The 17,409-nt window shown below is 53.4% G+C and carries 15 protein-coding genes; 4 read left to right on the plus strand and 11 right to left on the minus strand.

Annotation, left to right across the window (positions count from 1 at the left end):
• Positions 1 to 188: 188 nt before the first annotated feature.
• The 4 genes from dapB to grpE all read right to left on the minus strand — a co-directional run bounded on the left by dapB (position 189) and on the right by grpE (position 4,973).
• A complete protein-coding gene (dapB, locus tag EUZ85_RS27225; protein WP_127973278.1) occupies positions 189 to 992 on the minus strand; it encodes a 4-hydroxy-tetrahydrodipicolinate reductase in 804 nt (267 codons plus the stop codon).
• Between the two features lie 106 nt (positions 993 to 1,098).
• The gene (gene dnaJ, locus EUZ85_RS27230) at positions 1,099 to 2,226 is read right to left on the minus strand and encodes a molecular chaperone DnaJ (RefSeq protein ID WP_127973279.1); all 1,128 of its coding nucleotides are present in this window, start codon (positions 2,224 to 2,226) and stop codon (positions 1,099 to 1,101) included.
• A gap of 104 nt (positions 2,227 to 2,330) precedes the next feature.
• On the minus strand, positions 2,331 to 4,259 hold the full coding sequence (gene dnaK / locus EUZ85_RS27235; RefSeq protein WP_127973280.1) for a molecular chaperone DnaK: 1,929 nt from the start codon (positions 4,257 to 4,259) through the stop codon (positions 2,331 to 2,333).
• 129 nt (positions 4,260 to 4,388) lie between these two features.
• On the minus strand, positions 4,389 to 4,973 hold the full coding sequence (grpE, locus tag EUZ85_RS27240) for a nucleotide exchange factor GrpE (protein ID WP_127973281.1): 585 nt from the start codon (positions 4,971 to 4,973) through the stop codon (positions 4,389 to 4,391).
• A 263-nt stretch (positions 4,974 to 5,236) separates the two neighbouring features.
• On the opposite strand from grpE, the gene recN reads away from it, so the two are divergent.
• Complete coding sequence (gene recN, locus EUZ85_RS27245; protein WP_127973282.1) at positions 5,237 to 6,901, plus strand: DNA repair protein RecN; 1,665 nt, start codon at positions 5,237 to 5,239, stop codon at positions 6,899 to 6,901.
• Between the two features lie 199 nt (positions 6,902 to 7,100).
• Here recN and fur read toward each other — a convergent pair whose 3' ends face one another.
• Positions 7,101 to 7,511: a ferric iron uptake transcriptional regulator gene (fur, locus tag EUZ85_RS27250; protein WP_011395166.1), complete on the minus strand. Its 411-nt coding sequence runs from the start codon at positions 7,509 to 7,511 to the stop codon at positions 7,101 to 7,103.
• Positions 7,512 to 7,695: 184 nt separating this feature from the next.
• Here fur and EUZ85_RS31290 point away from each other — a divergent pair, with 184 nt between their 5' ends.
• Positions 7,696 to 8,013, plus strand: coding sequence for an outer membrane protein assembly factor BamE (locus EUZ85_RS31290; protein ID WP_164887379.1), 318 nt, complete (start codon positions 7,696 to 7,698; stop codon positions 8,011 to 8,013).
• Between the two features lie 32 nt (positions 8,014 to 8,045).
• Here the strand turns inward: EUZ85_RS31290 and EUZ85_RS27260 are convergent, their stop codons facing one another.
• From EUZ85_RS27260 to EUZ85_RS27270, 3 genes are all read right to left on the minus strand, one after another.
• Positions 8,046 to 8,336, minus strand: a complete 291-nt coding sequence (locus tag EUZ85_RS27260; RefSeq protein ID WP_127973284.1) for an RnfH family protein — start codon at positions 8,334 to 8,336, stop codon at positions 8,046 to 8,048.
• A 77-nt stretch (positions 8,337 to 8,413) separates the two neighbouring features.
• Positions 8,414 to 8,845, minus strand: coding sequence for a type II toxin-antitoxin system RatA family toxin (locus EUZ85_RS27265; protein WP_127973285.1), 432 nt, complete (start codon positions 8,843 to 8,845; stop codon positions 8,414 to 8,416).
• Entirely contained in the window at positions 8,832 to 10,397 is a 1,566-nt protein-coding gene (locus EUZ85_RS27270) for a sodium-dependent transporter (protein WP_241566875.1), read from the minus strand. Before EUZ85_RS27270 ends, EUZ85_RS27265 begins: the two co-directional genes overlap by 14 nt.
• Positions 10,398 to 10,560: 163 nt before the next feature.
• On the opposite strand from EUZ85_RS27270, the gene smpB reads away from it, so the two are divergent.
• On the plus strand, positions 10,561 to 11,043 hold the full coding sequence (gene smpB, locus EUZ85_RS27275) for an SsrA-binding protein SmpB (protein ID WP_127973286.1): 483 nt from the start codon (positions 10,561 to 10,563) through the stop codon (positions 11,041 to 11,043).
• A 199-nt stretch (positions 11,044 to 11,242) separates the two neighbouring features.
• The gene (locus EUZ85_RS27280) at positions 11,243 to 12,628 is read left to right on the plus strand and encodes a wax ester/triacylglycerol synthase family O-acyltransferase (protein WP_127973287.1); all 1,386 of its coding nucleotides are present in this window, start codon (positions 11,243 to 11,245) and stop codon (positions 12,626 to 12,628) included.
• On the opposite strand, the gene EUZ85_RS27285 is transcribed toward EUZ85_RS27280, so the two are convergent.
• The 3 genes from EUZ85_RS27285 to EUZ85_RS27295 are packed head-to-tail and all read right to left on the minus strand — an operon-like array spanning position 12,625 to position 17,217.
• Positions 12,625 to 14,025, minus strand: a complete 1,401-nt coding sequence (locus tag EUZ85_RS27285; protein ID WP_241566876.1) for an efflux transporter outer membrane subunit — start codon at positions 14,023 to 14,025, stop codon at positions 12,625 to 12,627. The two genes, EUZ85_RS27280 and EUZ85_RS27285, sit on opposite strands and share 4 nt — an antisense overlap.
• 39 nt (positions 14,026 to 14,064) lie before the next feature.
• Positions 14,065 to 16,029 carry a MacB family efflux pump subunit gene (locus tag EUZ85_RS27290; RefSeq protein WP_127973289.1) on the minus strand — a complete coding sequence of 655 codons (1,965 nt, stop codon included), beginning with the start codon at positions 16,027 to 16,029 and terminating at the stop codon, positions 14,065 to 14,067.
• 9 nt (positions 16,030 to 16,038) lie between these two features.
• Entirely contained in the window at positions 16,039 to 17,217 is a 1,179-nt protein-coding gene (locus tag EUZ85_RS27295; RefSeq protein ID WP_127973290.1) for an efflux RND transporter periplasmic adaptor subunit, read from the minus strand.
• Between the last annotated feature and the right edge of the window lie 192 nt (positions 17,218 to 17,409).

A 17,409-nucleotide genomic window follows, 5' to 3' on the forward strand; every position in this document is an offset into this window, starting at 1 on the left:
GATTTAAACTCCGTCCCGCTTTTTAGTGATGTCCGATGTGTATGGGCAACTTGCGCACAAACCCCAATATTCTATTGGATTTGAGCAGGGTTGTCTATTTATTTTCCAATTCCTCTGGCGCTTTTATTCTTTCCCGAGTTCCGCACGTCCATAACCCTGCGCGCGCCCCACTGTGAAGCCAGATTGTCCTATTTCAGACCCAGCACATCCTGCATGTCATACAACCCTGGAGCGACGCCATGCAACCATAAGGCAGCTTTAACAGCGCCTTTTGCAAACGTCATTCGACTACTCGCCTTGTGCGTTATTTCTATACGCTCACCCATAGTCGCAAACATCACCGTATGGTCGCCAACGATGTCCCCCGCGCGAATAGTTTCAAACCCGATGGTCTTTTTATCCCTCTCTCCGGTAATACCTTCACGACCATAGACTGCGCACTCATTCAAGTCGCGCCCCAGCGCTTCAGCGACAACCTCGCCCAACCTCAACGCAGTACCTGACGGCGCATCCTTTTTAAAACGATGGTGCGCTTCGATTACTTCCACATCGTAATCGTCACCGAGCGTTTTCGCGGTCAGCGCAAGAATATTCAACAGCAAATTCACACCCACGCTCATATTGGGGGCAAATACTACCGGACAGTCCTTCGCCGCCTCAGACAGAAACGCTTTTTGCGGCTCGCTGAATCCTGTCGTACCAATCACTATCGCTTTGCCTTCTTTACGACAAAGCGCCAGCAACTCAAGCGTGGTCTCCGGCGAAGTGAAATCGATAATCACATCAAAGTCGTCCAGCACTTGCGCCAAGTCATCGACACAGGCCACGCCCTTCTTACCCATACCAGCGATTTCTCCGGCATCAGCGCCAACCAAAGAGCTGCCAACTCGCACAGAGGCAGCCCCCAAAGAAGCATCCGGGTTATCGCAGACCGCTTCAACCAACACTTTACCCATGCGCCCGGAAGCGCCCACTATCGCTACTCTGGTCATGCTTATTCCTTTGTTTTCTCTGGAATATTACTGTTACAGGCGTTCCGCCACCGCCCCAATACAAAAAAACCGGCGTTCGCCGGTTTTTCGTTGCACATGCAGACTGCTAGAACTTCATATCGTCAAAAAAGCTTTTAACGCCTTCAAACCAGCTATGCTTTTTTGGCGCTTGCTGTCCACCACTTTCCTCCATTGAGGTCTGAAACTCGCGCAGCAAATCCTTCTGTTTCTTCGTCAGGTTTACAGGCGTTTCCACCACCACCCGACACAGCAAATCCCCTGGCGCGCCACCGCGAACCGGAGTCACGCCTTTTCCGCGCAGGCGGAACAGTCTGCCGGTCTGCGTTTCCTCTGGAATCTTGAGCTTCACCCGCCCATCAAGCGTGGGAACCTCAAGCTCTCCACCTAATGCCGCGTCCACAAAGGAGATTGGCACTTCGCAATATAGATTTCTGCCATCGCGGGTAAATATCTTATGTTCACGCACAGCGACCTGAACATACAAATCTCCCGGCGGCCCACCATTTACTCCTGGCTCGCCCTCACCGGATAAACGAATACGATCGCCAGTATCCACACCAGCAGGCACTTTAACCGAAAGTGTCTTCTGCTCTTCCACATAGCCGCTGCCGTGACAGGTGCGACATGGGTTGCGAACAATTTTTCCAGCGCCGCGACAGCGAGGACACGTCTGCTGTATAGAGAAGAAGCCCTGCTGCATGCGAACCTGGCCAGCGCCGTTACAAGTGCCGCAGGTTTCAGGCTGCGTGCCTTTTTCCGCGCCGCTTCCGCCGCAACCGTTACACTCTACTTGAGAAGGAACGCGAATCTTCACGGTTGTGCCGCGTACCGCTTCTTCCAAATCGAGATCCAGGGTATATCTTAAATCAGAGCCGCGATTCGCCCGAGTACGACCTCCGCCGCCCCCGCCAAATATATCGCCGAAAACGTCGCCGAATATGTCACTGAAACTGGCCCCACCACCAAAGCCGCCGGCTCCAGCATTGCCATCTACTCCAGCGTGACCGAACTGGTCATAGGCCGCTCTTTTCTGATCGTCCGAGAGCACGTCATAGGCTTCAGTAGCCTCTTTGAACATCTCTTCAGCCGAAGCGTCTCCGGGGTTTCTGTCCGGGTGATATTTCATCGCCAAACGCCGGTAAGCCTTCTTGACCTCTTTACCGTCTACGTCCCGCGAAACGCCCAACACTTCGTAATAATCGCGTTTTGCCATAACTTAATCTTATGCGCCAACTGCAAAAAAACCGGATTATAACCTAAACACAATAAGGCAGTGCGGTTAAATTCCGCACTGCCTCAGGCATGCAAGAATCCGGACTATTTCTTATCGCCGTCCTTAACTTCTTCAAACTCGGCGTCGACTGCGTCATCTGCTGGCTTGCCAGCGGCGTCTTCAGCTTGTGCGCCAGCGTCTCCGCCTTGCTGTGCGGCCTGCTCAGCATACATCTTCTGCGCCATGGAAGAAGATGCTTCGCTCAGCTTCTGCATCCGGCTTTCAATAGCTTCTTTATCGTCGCCTTTGATCGCTTCTTCCAGCTCTTTGATAGCTGCTTCAATAGCCACTTTTTCTTCAGCAGTCACTTTATCGCCAGCATCTTTAAGCGTTTTCTGAGTAGCGTGAACCAGAGCGTCAGCCTGGTTGCGCGAGGACGCCAACTCTTCAAACTTCTTATCTTCCGCCGCATGCGCTTCCGCATCCTGCACCATCTTATCGATTTCGTCTTCGCTCAAGCCAGAAGAGGCTTTGATAACGATGGACTGCTCTTTACCAGTCGCTTTATCCTTCGCAGATACGTGCATGATACCGTTGGCGTCGATATCGAACGTCACCTCAACCTGAGGCACTCCGCGAGGCGCGGGCGGCAGACCAGTCAAGTCAAAACGACCTAAGGACTTGTTCATTTGCGCTTGCTTGCGCTCGCCCTGCAGAACGTGGATAGTCACAGCAGTCTGATTGTCTTCCGCAGTAGAGAACACTTGCGACTTCTTGGTCGGAATAGTCGTGTTCTTCTCAATGATCGGCGTGGAAACGCCGCCCATGGTTTCGATACTCAAAGACAACGGCGTCACGTCCAGCAGCAGTACGTCTTTCACATCGCCAGACAATACCGCGCCCTGGATAGCTGCGCCGATAGCGACCGCCTCATCAGGGTTAACGTCTTTACGCGCTTCTTTACCAAAGAAGTCGGCCACTTTGCTCTGCACCATAGGCATACGAGTCTGACCGCCAACCAGAATCACTTCGTCGATTTCTGAAGAGCTGCAGCCAGAATCTTTCAATGCGATGCGACATGGCTCAAGGCTACGCTCAACCAGTTCTTCCACCAGACTTTCCAGTTTGGCGCGAGTCACTTTAACGTTAAGGTGCTTAGGACCACTTGCATCAGCAGTAATATACGGAAGATTCACATCCGTCTGCTGACTGCTGGAAAGCTCGATCTTAGCTTTCTCTGCAGCTTCTTTCAGACGCTGCATCGCCAACGGATCGCCTTTCAGGTCGATACCGGAATCTTTCTTGAATTCCTGCGCCAGATAGTCGATCAAGCGCAAGTCAAAGTCTTCACCACCCAGGAAAGTGTCGCCGTTGGTGGCCAGCACTTCAAACTGCATCTCGCCATCTACATCAGCAATTTCGATAATGGAGATATCGAAGGTTCCGCCGCCCAAGTCATAAACGGCTACTTTACGGTCGCCGCCCTTCTTGTCCATACCGTAAGCCAACGCCGCCGCAGTCGGCTCGTTGATAATACGCTTAACTTCCAGACCGGCGATTCTGCCTGCATCTTTGGTAGCCTGACGCTGCGCGTCGTTGAAGTAGGCCGGCACAGTAATAACCGCTTCAGTCACCTTCTCGCCCAGGAAGTCTTCCGCCGTTTTCTTCATCTTTTTCAGAACTTCGGCGGAAATCTGGGGGGGCGCCATTTTCTTGCCTTTCACGTCGACCCAAGCGTCGCCGTTGTCAGCCTTGGCGATAGTGTAAGGCACCATTTTGATGTCTTTTTGCACTACATCGTCTTCAAAACGTCTACCAATCAGACGTTTGATGGCGAAAAGAGTATTCGTGGGGTTGGTTACCGCCTGACGCTTGGCGGATTGACCTACCAGCGTCTCATCGTCAGTGTAAGCAACGATGGAAGGCGTAGTGCGTCCGCCTTCAGAGTTTTCAATAACGCGCGGCTTGTCGCCTTCAAGAATCGCTACACAGGAGTTTGTAGTCCCCAAGTCGATCCCGATAATTTTACCCATAATTTCTACTCCTGAAAAAATCTCGCTAATTGATTACCAGCTAATATTGGAGTTGATCTCAATTTTTCAACCCGCAGCTGGCGGGATTTTGTACGTTTTCAACCAGCGCTAAACGCGTGTAAAGCGCGATCAGACGCCTTTTGACACCATAACCATGGCGGGCCGGACCAAACGTCCGCTCAGTAGATAGCCTTTCTGCAATACCGCAATAACGGTATTCGGCTCTACATCGGCTTGCGGCACCATAGACATGGCCTCATGAAATTCCGGGTTGAAGGGCTGTCCCATGGGATCAACCACTTCCACTTCGAATTTTTTCAGACCAGAGTTGAACAGAGACAGCGTCATTTCCACGCCGTCTTTCAAAGTGGCGACCTGGGGCTCAGCAGACTCAGTGGCGCCACAGGCTTCCACTGCTTTTTCCAGGCTGTCCACTACCGGCAAAAGCTCTTTCACAAAACGCTCCAGAGCAAATTTACGCGCCTTCTCAACATCGTTTTCAGCACGACGGCGTACATTCTGCATCTCAGCATGCACACGCAACATTTGCTCTTTCTGTTCGCCGAGCTCCTGCTGCAATCTCTCGATCAACTCGTCACGGTCAGCAGGTTCGCCGCTCGCTTGAGCCGTTTCACCTTGCTCCGCCATTGCGGCTTGCGCCTGATCGTCAGCGACGACTTGTTCTTCTACTTGACTCTTAGAATCTTCAGCCATTAGATCGAATCTCCCAAAATCCATCCGATACTTTTGAATTGCCCTCAATATGGGGTCGATCAAACCGGTTTCAACCAGCCAAATATCGACAATCGTCAGGAAATGACGCAAGTCACCCGACATTAACTCCAGCAGACATCGAAAATGACCGCAAATCACACAAAAAAATACCCTGTTCGCCCTCTTGTTGCGCCATGAATTTCACTGTATAAATGCACAAATAACTGTATATATAAACAGTCGCACTTATAGGACAACGCCCTATGCTCACTCATTTGTCGATACGGAACCTAGCCATCGCCAGCCATCTGGAACTGGACTTCGCTGAAGGCATGACAGCTATCAGCGGGGAGACTGGCGCAGGCAAATCCATTGTTCTGGACGCTCTGGGCCTGACCCTTGGCGATCGAAGTTCTGCGGACATAGTGAGGCACGGTTGCGAGCGGGCGGAGGTAAGCGCAGTCTTTGATTTAAGGCGTCTGCCGGAGGCGTTGGCCTGGCTGAAATCCAGAGAATTGGATAATGGCGCGGAATGCATCTTACGCCGCACTGTCACCAACGAAGGTCGATCTCGTGGCTACCTGAATGGGCAGCCCGTCACCATGCAAGACCTTCGCGAGCTTGGCGAAACGCTCATGGATATCCATAGTCAGCATGAGCACCAGTCTCTGTTAAAAAAGGAAACTCACCTGAAAATGGTGGATGACTTTGGAGGCCACGCCCAGCAACTTCAACAGGTACGGGACCACTTTCAATCCTGGCGTCGAGTCGCCGCCAAACTGAAAGAGAAACTCAGCCACAGCGAAGAACAGGAAGCGCGCGTGCAACTACTCACTTATCAAGTAGAGGAGTTAGACGCCCTGGCGCTGCTGGAAGGCGAGATTGAGCAATTGGAGCAAGAGCAGGAGCAGCTCGCCAACGCAGAAAATATCATCATGAAAGTTCAGCAGGTCGGCGAAGGTTGCCTGGAAGCTGATGGCGGTTGCATTGACCAACTACGGCGCGCCATTCATCTGCTGGAAGAAATTAATCTCAACAACGCCTCTCTGCAGACTGCTCGTCAGATGCTGAACGAAGCCATGATCCAGCTTGATGAAGCCAACGGTGAGCTGCGCCATGTACTGGACAGCGTGGAAATTAACCCTGAACGCCTGCAAGAAGTGGAAGCGAGACTGACCGCCATCTATGACCTTGCACGCAAGCACCGTGTCGCTCCTGAAGAATTGATGACGCGCCATGTTGAGCTGGCGAGCGAACTCAACAGTTTGACTGATGGAGAAGAGAATCTGGAAAAGATTGAAGCCCAGTCCAAAGAGCTGGAGCAGAAATACAATGAGGCGGCGCAAAAGCTCACCTCAATGAGAACAAAAGCAGGAGAGAAGCTACAAGGCGCAGTGAAAAAGCAATTGGTGAAACTAGGGCTGAACCCTGAGTTCATCATCCAGTTTTCGCCACTGAAGTCCCCGTCTGCGCTGGGAGACGAAGAAGCTGAAATGTTAATCAGCATGAACCCTGGCCAACCACCCAAGCCTTTGCAAAAGATCGCATCCGGCGGTGAATTGTCGCGAATCAGTTTGGCGATACAGGTCGTCGCTGCCGCATCCTCAGATACGCCCACATTAGTATTTGACGAGGTGGATGTCGGCATTGGCGGCGGTACGGCGGAAATCGTTGGACGCATGCTGAGAGAGCTCGGGGCGAAAGCGCAAATTCTCTGCGTCACTCACTTAGCCCAGGTGGCTTCCCAGGCTCATAACCACCTTTTCGTAACCAAGCATGTAAGCAGTGGCCAAACACAATCAGCCATACTCAAACTGGAAGGCAGCGACCGTATACACGAAATCGCCAGAATGCTGGGCGGCGTGGATATTACTGAGCACAGTCTGGCGCACGCTCATGAAATGCTGACTTCCAGCCAACTCCAGTAAGACTCTCTACGTCAAAAGGACCTGCTTATAGCTTTATTTCCGCGCGGTCCGTATAGCTGTCTGACGGCTACCTTCTGTTACCTTCTATATAGAAGGAGGCTCGATAAATTTAGGGAGATATGCGGGAATGCGATGGAGCAATGAGAGGACAGGATAGCGCTCCAGGGTTTACTCAGCGCTATCCAAAAAAAACTGGAAGTTATTTCTTCTTTGGCTTTACGTACAGCGTGAGGCTATGGTCAACAATTTCATAGCCGTGCTCTTCCGCAATTTCCTTTTGGCGCTTTTCGATAACCGGGTCGAAGAACTCGATCACATCGCCGGTTTCCGCACAAACCATGTGATCGTGATGTTCATCATGATTGAGCTCGAACACCGCATGGGCGCCTTCGAAGTTGTGGCGAAGAATCAGTCCTGCGGATTCAAATTGCGTCAGAACCCGGTAGACTGTGGCCAAACCTACGTCGTCTCCCGCCTCCAGCAGCGCCTTATAAACATCTTCCGCACTCATGTGCCGGTTATCAGCGTTTTCCAGAATACTGAGAATCTTTACCCGCGGAAGGGTTACTTTCAGGCCTGCTTTCTTCAGTTCTACGTTTTCGTTCGTCATTTTACCGGGAAACCCAATACCAGTATCGTTGGCAATCAGTTATCATTCCACGTCACGCCAAGATAGTTTAAAAATATCCATGATGCAAAAGTTACGATCCCTTGTAATCCTCCTTATTATACACACTCTCACAGCCTGCACCTTCCCAGGCGTCTACAAAATAGATGTCCAACAGGGAAACATCGTGGAGAAAGAAGCTGTGGACCAACTCAAGGTCGGCATGAACCGTCGTCAGGTTCAATATCTATTAGGCTCCCCAGTATTGGAGAGCACGCTCGACCCCAGCTACGACACCTACTTCTATTCTATCCAGCTGTCGGGCGGTAAGATTTATCGTCAGAACATCACTCTGGAATATGAGAATGACATTCTGGTGAATATTGCCAAAGCAAAGCTGCTGCCAGCTGATTTGGCGAACCCCGGCAAGGCTTACAAACTACGTGGCCAAGCTGAGCCTTCTGAGACTGTCGAAGAGACTGACGTTTACAAAACGACCAACTAAGCGTTAAGCAAAACAGGTTAGATTAAATTTGGCTAACCCTTTTTAGCCCGATTTAGTCGTGCCTGTTTCGGATCTATTTTGAGCGGCCGATATATCTCCACTCGGTCGCCCTCTCTCAATACATGGGATTTGGGGTCTGGAATGGTCTTACCAAATATCCCCATCTTCGCCGACTCAAGCTCTATTTGTGGAAAGAAGTGAGTGACGCCAGACATCTGGACCGCCTCATAAGCAGTCGTTCCCTCCACCACAGCCAGGGGAATGATCTTCTGCTGCTCAGGTAAGGCGTAGGCCACCTCCACCTGAATTTTTAATTTATCCATGCTCACGCTCACTTCTACACATCAGCATTTTCGCCATTCATCAGAGAGTTCGATTCATAACGCAAAATAGGCGCGGCCTAGCGATATATCACCTGCGCGCGCTTGCAGAACGCATCAACCATGGTTCCGGCGGCCTGAGAAAATACGGGGCCAAGCGCCATCCCGGTTAATGCGCCAGTCAGCTCATACTCCAGCGCCAATGCTACTTTGCAGGCTGCCTCGTCCAGCGCCAGAAAACTCCAGCGGCCCTGAAGCTTGCGAAAAGGTCCATCCACCAATGTGAGGATAATTTCCGAAGGACGCACCAAACTATTGCGGGTAGTAAAAGCGTGTCTTACCGAGCCCTTACTGACCTGGATGCGCGCAAGCATTTCATCAGAACTCTCTTGAATCACTTCCGTCATTCCGCACCAGGGCAAGAATTCGGGGTAGGCGCGCACGTCATTCACCAGATCATACATGCGCTCAGCAGAGTATGTGACCAGCGCACTACGACTAATCTGGGGCAACCTCGTTCTCCTCTTCAACGTTTTCAACATTCACTTCCGGGTTCACCGGAGCGGATTTCACCAAATCCACCTCTTCCGGTTCGGCCTCTTCCAGGACTTCCTTGCTGCTACTCACGACTTCTTCCGAGCAAAGCCCGCCGTTTTTCGGGGCGGTGAACTCACAGCTATGTAGCAGCAAGTCAAAAACCATGGAGATTTGTATAACAATCAACACAGGAACACAAAAGTATCTCAGTAGCGGATAGCCCCAACGAAACAGTCGCTGTTCGGGGCTTAGCCGCAAGGCCTGTGCAAGCCGCTCATAGGGAAGCACATAGCCGCATAATACTGTCAGCAGACATCCCGCCACCGGCAGCAAGATCGTGGACACCACGAACTGCAGCAGACTGAATAGCGGAATACCCGCCAATTGCCAGTGCCGATGTCCCGCCATGGACATAACCAGCAATGCGCCCAGCCCCCATAACGCAACATGGGTGATGGACGCGGCGTTCACCCGAGATAAAGAGTACCGTTCCTGTAACCAGGCGACGCCGGGTTCGATCAGGAAAACGGCGGAACTCCAGGCGGCCAGCGTGAAAAAGATAAAGAATAAAACGCCAAGCACCGACCCCATCGGCAATTGCCCCAACGCCAGTGGGAGCGATTGAAAGATCAGGGAGAATCCTTGATCAGGAGGCAGTTCCGCTTTTAGCAGCCAGGACAACACCACCAGCCCAGCGACAGCGCCAACTAATAGATCAGCAAAAGAGATAATCAGTACTGAGCGCCCGACTTTGCCGTGATTAGGCATGTAAGCGCCCAGCACCATCATGACGCCTGCGCCAATGGACAAAGAGAAAAAGGCGTATTTGTAGGCGGCCAGCACGCCCGCCCAGGAAAGAGAAACCGACTCGAATGAAAACAGATAGCTAAGGGCCCCGCCCAAATCGCCATAACGCGCGCTATAGACCAGCATCAGCGCAAGTATCACGAACATCAGAGGAACGATGAACAACATCGCTTTTTCCAGACCGTGATAAACGCCCTTAACTGAAATGAGAAACACCAGACCAATGAACACGCTTAGCCAGATGATCATAACGGTGGTATTTTGTTGTAGAGCGCTCAATACAGCCGGCATGGCGCCGGGCTCAATACCTTGAAACTCACTGAAGGCTGATTTCAGTGCGTAAGACAGCCCCATTCCCGCCACTAATGAATAGATCACCACCGTCAGCAACGCGGCGATAACCATAAGGGCTCCGGTCCAGCGCCACAGAGAGAAGCCTGAGCTTTGACCACCCACGCTCTGCAAAACGTCGACAGGGTTGCGACGCACGTAGCGCCCCAGACCTATTTCCAATACCGCCAGCGGCAAGGTCAGGGTCAGCAGCGCCAACGCATAGGCGATAAGAAAAGCCAGTCCGCCGTATTCCGCCATCAGGGAGGGGAATGTCCAGATGTTGGCGAACCCCACGACGGCGCCCACGCCCGCCATGACGAACGTGCGCTGCCTGACCCAGCGGTCACGACCCTGCAACAACATTCCAACTTTAGAATTCAAAGGCACTCAGACATCCGTTAATTCACAGCAATTGAGAGATTCGACGGAATTCTACGTCGACGACGATGGCGCATTGTAGCGGATTATGCTGACCCAAGTCAGGAGACCTTAGCCATATGGATCAGGTTAATTTACAATAGCCGACTTTGTCCGAGAATCTTAAGGAAATATGAGTCAAGCCAAAAACAAAAATACCGGGTCCACCATCGCCCTGAACAAGAAGGCCCGCTTCGACTATCACATCGTTGAAAAGTTCGAGGCAGGCCTCGCGCTGACCGGTTGGGAAGTCAAAAGCCTACGCGCCGGAAAGTGTCAGTTAGTGGATTCCTATGTATTACTGAAAGACAGTGAAGCCTGGTTGTTAGGCGCCCATATCACACCGTTGAAGGAAGCCTCCACTCACGTCATTGCAGATCCCACTCGCACTCGCAAACTACTGTTGAATCGTCGTGAGCTCAACAATCTGATCGGCGCCGTGTCGCAGACGGGCCACACTTGCGTGCCTTTGGCTCTTTACTGGAAAGGCAATAAAGTGAAATGCGAAATTGCCCTGGTGAAAGGCAAAAAGGATTTCGACAAGCGTGAGACCGAAAAAGAGCGCGACTGGAATCGTCAAAAACAACGCGTTATCCGCGATCATGTTAAGCAGTGACCCAGTCAGGATAGGAAAGACATTCTTATCCTGATTCTCTTCTTTCTCACACTTCATTGCTGTATCGGGTTGAGCTAACGCCACTCCCCTACCATACTTACCCGTCAAAGCAAGCGTTTGCGCACGCCTGTAATTAGTTAACCACGCATAACGCCCAATCTAACCTCATTTAGTCACAGACAGCTTTGACGAGGCGGCTATGAAATCACATGGAGAGCCGATATCGGCGGTAGACACCGCCTGGTTGCGCATGGAGCGTCCCGCTAACCTGATGATGATTTGTATCGTGCTGGTCATGGAGACCCCAGTCCACGCCAGCGAACTCAAGCAGTTATTCACCCAGCGATTACTGCCCCTGCCCCGCTTCCGACAGACAGTGCATAAAACCGAGCATGGTTGCTTCTGGCGCGACGAGGCCAACTTTAATATCGACAATCATGTGCATTTGGTTGGACTGCCCGGCGCAGGTCGTCAACAGAATCTGCAAGATCTGGCCAGCGATATCAGCAGCACGCCGCTGGATTTCAGCAAGCCACTCTGGCAAGTGCATTTGGTTGACCGTTACCAAAGCGGCTCCGCGATGATTATTCGAGTTCATCACTGTATTGCGGACGGAATTGCGTTGATCCGAGTCCTGCTGTCCTTAGCGGATCAGAATGAAGGCTGCTCAGCGTCTCAACATGTCAGCACGACTTCAAAGCCAGCCTCTTGGAGTGGCGTCGCCGCCAAGGCCTTGCATAACGCCATGCATATCGGGCAGGAAATAATAGAAGAAGGTAAGTCTCTGGCGCGCCATCCAGAACAACTCTTGGCCATAGCGCGCCAAGGCGTCGCAATGGGATCGGAGGTCGCCCGCGTCGCCGCACTGCCGGCTGATCCAGCCACCTGTTTTAAAGGCGATCTGAGCGGGAGAAAGCGCCTCGCATGGGCGCAGCCATTAAACTTTCCACAAGTAAAGCAGACTGCGCAGGCGCTGAAGGCAACCATTAATGATGTCTTGTTATGCGCGGCTACCGGCGCTTTGCGGCGTTATCTGGTGGAACGCTGCATTGAGCTGGATGTGGAAACAATTCACGCCGCCGTACCCTTCAACCTGCGCCCATTAGAAGAGCCGGCCAACGCTCTGGGCAACCAGTTTGGCCTGGTGATTGCGCCATTGCCGATCGGAATTCATGACGTGGAGGAACGTTTTGAAGCGGTGCGTCGCGATATGCTGGCGCTTAAGCATTCTCAACAGGCGAAAGCGTTTTACGGATTACTGGGGTTGCTTGGCAAAGGCCCGGACTTTCTGGAGCAGACTGCATTGGAGATGCTAAGCAGAAAAGCATCTGTAGTGATCACCAATGTGCCCGGCCCCAGACAAGCGCTATATCTGGCAGGCAGTAAATTACTGACGCCCATGATTTGGGCGCCGCAATCGGGAGAGGTGGGCGTCAGTCTCAGCATTATCAGCTATGACAGTGCAATTCAGTTCGGCGTCGCGGTAGATCAGGGGTTGATACCCGACCCGGACAAACTGGCCAGCCACTTTGTCGACGCATTTGCAGAATTGCAAACGCTGGCCAAAGCCCGGTCCGCCAGTTAATCCAGTCCCTCTGCGAAGCCTCCGCCCAGCGCCTGATACAACGCCATCATATTCTGCAATTGCGCCAGACGGTTCGCCGTGAGCTGCAGCTGCGCAGAGCGTCGCGTCTCCTGCTGATCCAGCCAGGCTTGCACGCCAGTGGCGCCGGAGCGATAACGAACCTCCGCCAGACGCTCAGCTTCAGAGGCCAGCTTGAACGAAGTACGCAATGCGTCTTCCTGAGCCATCAGTTGTGACCTGGCGGAAAGTTTGTTTTCCACCTCCGCCAACGACGAATAGAGTTTCTGCCTGAACTCAATTACCGCCTGCTCATAGGCCGCCTCGGAAACCTGAATATTCAATTGCGTCTGTCGCCACTGGATAAAAGGCAGACTTAACCCCGCGCCAAGAGATGCAACAGGATTGCGCAAGATATCCGCCAGATCCGAACCGCCGGTAGCCAGGGAGCCAGTGAGACTGAAGCTCGGGTAGTAACTGGCGCGACTATGATCCGTATCCGCCAGAGCGCTGCGCAAACGCATCTCCGCCGCTTGCATATCCGGTCTTCGCGCCAATAACGCAGCGGGGGTAGCCAAAGGCAAAGTGGGCATCGCCATCGCAGGCAGAGTTTGGGGATCGGGGACGGAATTTTCCGGGGCCTGATCAAAAAGAATCGCCAGGGCGTTTTTCGCTTCCACCTTCTCCTGTAGCAATGAGGTCAAAGAGGCCCGTTGGCTCGCCAGGTTCTGTTCGGCCTGGATCAAGTCCAGATTGGAGACCGCGCCGCTACGATGTTTCACTTGAGCCAGTTCCAACGCTTTGGCCGTGTATTCCAACGACGCCTCGCTCGCAGCGATAGATTCATTCAGATAGGCCAAACGCCAATACAGATTCGCAGTGGTCCCGATCAACGCCAACGCGGCGCCCGCCCTGTCCTGCTCGGTCGCCATCGCTTCCCAATGGGCGGTGTCGCGCGCGCTGGACAACTTACCCCACAGATCAATTTCATAGCTCAATCCAAGAGAAGCGCCAAAGGATTTACTGTTGGTATGAGCGTCAATATTGCGCTCCCGGGAAGCGCTGAGCTGCGCCGTGACATCCGGCGTCAGATTGCCGTCTGCGATGCCTGCGCGCAGCCGGGCCTGTCGCACCTTCAACGCCGCCAACGCCATGTCGCTGTTACTCTGCAGCGCCCGTTCGATCAAGCTATTCAATTCCTGATCCTGAAACGCCCGCCACCATTGCCCTGACGCCAACGCCTGCTCCCCATTCACCGGCGCATAGCTCCAAGAGGCGGGCAGATCCAATTGAGGCCGAGTATATTGCGAGCGCGCCAAGCCTTCACATCCCGTTAACAGCATGGAAGACAGCAACAAAAGAACTATGTGTTTTTTTCCGCTCGCGTTTATGGAACTCACTCGCTTTACTCCAAACTTCATGCGATTACCGTACATCAATCACTCCCGCGCCAAAGCTTCAATCGGATCAAGCCGGGCCGCATTTCGCGCAGGCAAAAAGCCGAACAGCACGCCAATCAGGGAGGAGCAGACCACCGCCGAGACAATCGCCGTGACGGAAAATGACATTTGCATATCCTGCACCAGCAACGAGAACAGGCCGCCCACGCCAAAAGACAGCAAAATACCAATGCCGCCGCCGATCAGACATACCATCACCGCTTCAATCAGGAACTGTTGCAATATATCGCTCTGCCGGGCGCCAACCGCCATACGAATGCCAATCTCGCGAGTGCGCTCGGTGACGGAAACCAGCATGATATTCATGACGCCGATGCCGCCGACAATCAAGGAAATGACCGCGATGGAGGACACCAATAAGGTCAGGGTCGTGGTGGTTTTCTCAACCGCCTTCAAAATACTGTCAGTGCTGAACGTGAAAAAGTCCTTCACGCCATGGCGTACGGTCAACAGGCGAATGATGCCTTGTTCCGCCACCGCGCTGGAAAGCCCATCCGGCGTGCGAACAATAATGGAGCTGAAATTCTGTCGGCCAATCAGACGAGTCGTCGCGGAACTGTATGGCATCCACACTGACAGATTGCCGCCGCCTCCGAACATATCGCTTTTATCCTCCGCCACACCGATCACGGTCCAGGGCGAGGCGCCGATTAAAATCACTTTTCCTATGGGATCATCACTGCCGGCGAACAGTTTCTTGCGGGTGTTGTTGTCGATCACCACTACCTGCGCCTGCGTGCGAACATCTTCCCGCAGCAGAGGCCGGCCTTCCGCAACGACCAGCCCTTTCACCCGGAAATACTGCTCACCGACGGCATTGACGTTCACATTGACGGCGACATTGCGGTAGCGCAATTGCTGGCTGTTGGCGATGCTGGGGGTGACGCTGTCGACAAAAGGCTGCGCCTGCAACGCTTCCACGTCAGCGGCGACCAGCGTATCAATGGCGGCGGCTCGCTCATCTCCCCAGTCTTTGCCTGGAAAAATCTCGATCGTGTTGACGCCGATGGAATTGATGTCGCTGATGACTTTCTGCTTGGCGCCTTCGCCGATGGCGACAATACTCACGACAGCGGTGATGCCGATAATGATGCCGAGCATGGTCAGCAGCGTTCGCAACCTGTGAGAGGTCATAGCGACCCACGCCATTTTGAAGGCTTCCGAGAAACGCCCCAGCCAGGCGCCTCTCGCTTCTTTGCGGCCCACCGCCGAAGCAGCATCCGTCGCAGTCGACGCGGACGTTTCCATTTCCGAAGCAGGGTTCACCCGGTCGGCGATAATTTCGCCGTCCTGAATCTCAATGATGCGTTCCGCTTTCGCCGCCACTTGCGGATCATGCGTCACGATAATGACGGTGTGCCCCTGCTGATGCAGCTCTCGCAACACCGTCATGACTTCCTGGCCACTGCGCGTATCCAACGCGCCAGTAGGCTCGTCCGCCAGAATGACTTCGCCGCCGTTCATCAGGGCTCGGGCGATGCTCACCCGCTGTTGCTGACCGCCGGAAAGTTGGCTGGGCTTATGCTCGCAACGCTCTTCCAGTCCCAGGCGCGACAACAACATATGCGCCCGCTCCCGTCGCGAGCTTTTAGAAACGCCGGCGTACACCGCCGCCAGTTCCGCATTGCCCAGCGCATCCAGATGGGACAATAGATGATAGCGCTGAAAAATAAACCCGAAGTGATTGCGGCGCAGCGCCGCCAGTTCGTCGTCATCCAGCTCCCGGGTTTCACGGCCGCTGATTCTGTAGCTGCCGCTGCTGGGGCGATCCAGGCATCCCAGGATATTCATGAGCGTGGACTTTCCAGAGCCCGACGTCCCCATAATAGCGACCATTTCCCCCGGATAAATTTTCAGGTCGATGTTCTTAAGCACTGCGACCTGTTGCTCCCCTGCCTGGAAAATCCTGTTCAGGGCGCTGATTTCAATCAAAGGTTCCTTCATACGGCGACATCAGCCCCCAATTACGACAGAGGCTTCACCATCAGCCGGAACCGACAGGCTGTCGCCGAGGATCACATTGTCGCCATCATTCAGGCCAGACAGCACTTGCACATATACGTTGTCGCGGATGCCGGTTTCAATCGTTCTGTCTTCCGGCTGGCCGTTCACCAGCACACGTACTTTATGTTGCGCGCCGCTGATCTCTTGATCGGGATCTAACGCCGAAATGGGAATGCTCAGCGTTTGTGGCTGCCTGTTAATAATGATGGACACTTGCGCCGTCATGGCTACTCGCAGGGAGTAATCAGGATTGGGCGCGTCCAACACGCCACTGTAGTAGACGGCGGTGGTGGAATTACTGACGGAGCCGTTATCGGAAATATTGTCCGGGGCCAGCTTGATGGTGCGCAGGACGCCATTATATTGACGATCTGGATCGCCCAGAACCGTGAAGTTCGCTTCCTGACCGGACTTCACTTTGGTGACGTCCGCCTCGGATATTTGCGCCTTCACCGTCATCGTATCCAGGTTGGCGAGAATCAGCAGCGTCGGCGCCTCCTGGGTCGATACCAGGGTCTGTCCCTGCTCGAATTTAGTGGCGATCACCACGCCGTCCATCGGCGCCACGATCTTGGTGAATCCGAGATTAGCCTTCGCGGTTTCAACCTGGATTTCCGCCTGACTGATCTGGGCCTCCAGCGCTTCAATGTCGGCCTTCGCGCTTTCCAGCTGGGCGCGTGCGTTTTCCAGTTCGGACACGGACGACGCCGCCTGCGCGTTCATTTCACGCTGGCGTTTAAACTCCAGCTCGTAGTAACGCAGCATGGCCTCACGGGCGCGCCGCGACGCCTTGGCGTTTTTCAATTCCGCCATGGCGCGGTTCAACTCATTACGCTGCAAAACCGGATCGATTTCCGCCAGCAGTTGACCTTTGGTCACTCTATCGCCGACGGACACATTCATTGACTTCAACTGTCCGGTAACCTGAGCGCCCACCGCCACTTGCTTGGCGCCTTCCAGGACGCCGGTGGCCAGCACCGTTTGCTCTATATCCCGCTTTTCCACAGGGGCAGTGACGTATTCAACGGGCTCAGGCTCGAACCAACTCTGGGCGTTCCAGCCGACAGCGGCCAAAACAACAAAAATGACCACTCCCACCACAGCAGGACGACGCGTTTTCTTTGCCATGCGAATTACACAAGAAGTTAATTAATGAACACAGATATGTTGAAGTCGCCGTGAACCCGGTATCCGCCAGGGGCGACGTTGATCTGAGGGGTTGCTCCAAAGTAGAGCACTCTAGCGAATTTTGCCTAGGACTTCTAACAAAAACACAAAACATGGACAAGCTTTATGAAAACCGCAATGCGCCGGTCATCA

It is taken from the genome of Hahella sp. KA22 (assembly GCF_004135205.1).
Taxonomy (GTDB): Bacteria; Pseudomonadota; Gammaproteobacteria; order Pseudomonadales; family Oleiphilaceae; genus Hahella.

Bases quoted from the DNA above. Each gene is read 5' to 3' on its own strand.
- EUZ85_RS27280 (WP_127973287.1), top strand. From the start codon at position 11,243: ATGAAATCACATGGAGAGCCGATATCGGCGGTAGACACCGCCTGGTTG.
- dapB (WP_127973278.1), bottom strand. From the start codon at position 992: ATGACCAGAGTAGCGATAGTGGGCGCTTCCGGGCGCATGGGTAAAGTG.
- smpB (WP_127973286.1), top strand. From the start codon at position 10,561: ATGAGTCAAGCCAAAAACAAAAATACCGGGTCCACCATCGCCCTGAAC.
- dnaK (WP_127973280.1), bottom strand. From the start codon at position 4,259: ATGGGTAAAATTATCGGGATCGACTTGGGGACTACAAACTCCTGTGTA.
- recN (WP_127973282.1), top strand. From the start codon at position 5,237: ATGCTCACTCATTTGTCGATACGGAACCTAGCCATCGCCAGCCATCTG.
- dnaJ (WP_127973279.1), bottom strand. From the start codon at position 2,226: ATGGCAAAACGCGATTATTACGAAGTGTTGGGCGTTTCGCGGGACGTA.
- grpE (WP_127973281.1), bottom strand. From the start codon at position 4,973: ATGGCTGAAGATTCTAAGAGTCAAGTAGAAGAACAAGTCGTCGCTGAC.
- EUZ85_RS27260 (WP_127973284.1), bottom strand. From the start codon at position 8,336: ATGGATAAATTAAAAATTCAGGTGGAGGTGGCCTACGCCTTACCTGAG.
- EUZ85_RS27295 (WP_127973290.1), bottom strand. From the start codon at position 17,217: ATGGCAAAGAAAACGCGTCGTCCTGCTGTGGTGGGAGTGGTCATTTTT.
- fur (WP_011395166.1), bottom strand. From the start codon at position 7,511: ATGACGAACGAAAACGTAGAACTGAAGAAAGCAGGCCTGAAAGTAACC.
- EUZ85_RS27290 (WP_127973289.1), bottom strand. From the start codon at position 16,029: ATGAAGGAACCTTTGATTGAAATCAGCGCCCTGAACAGGATTTTCCAG.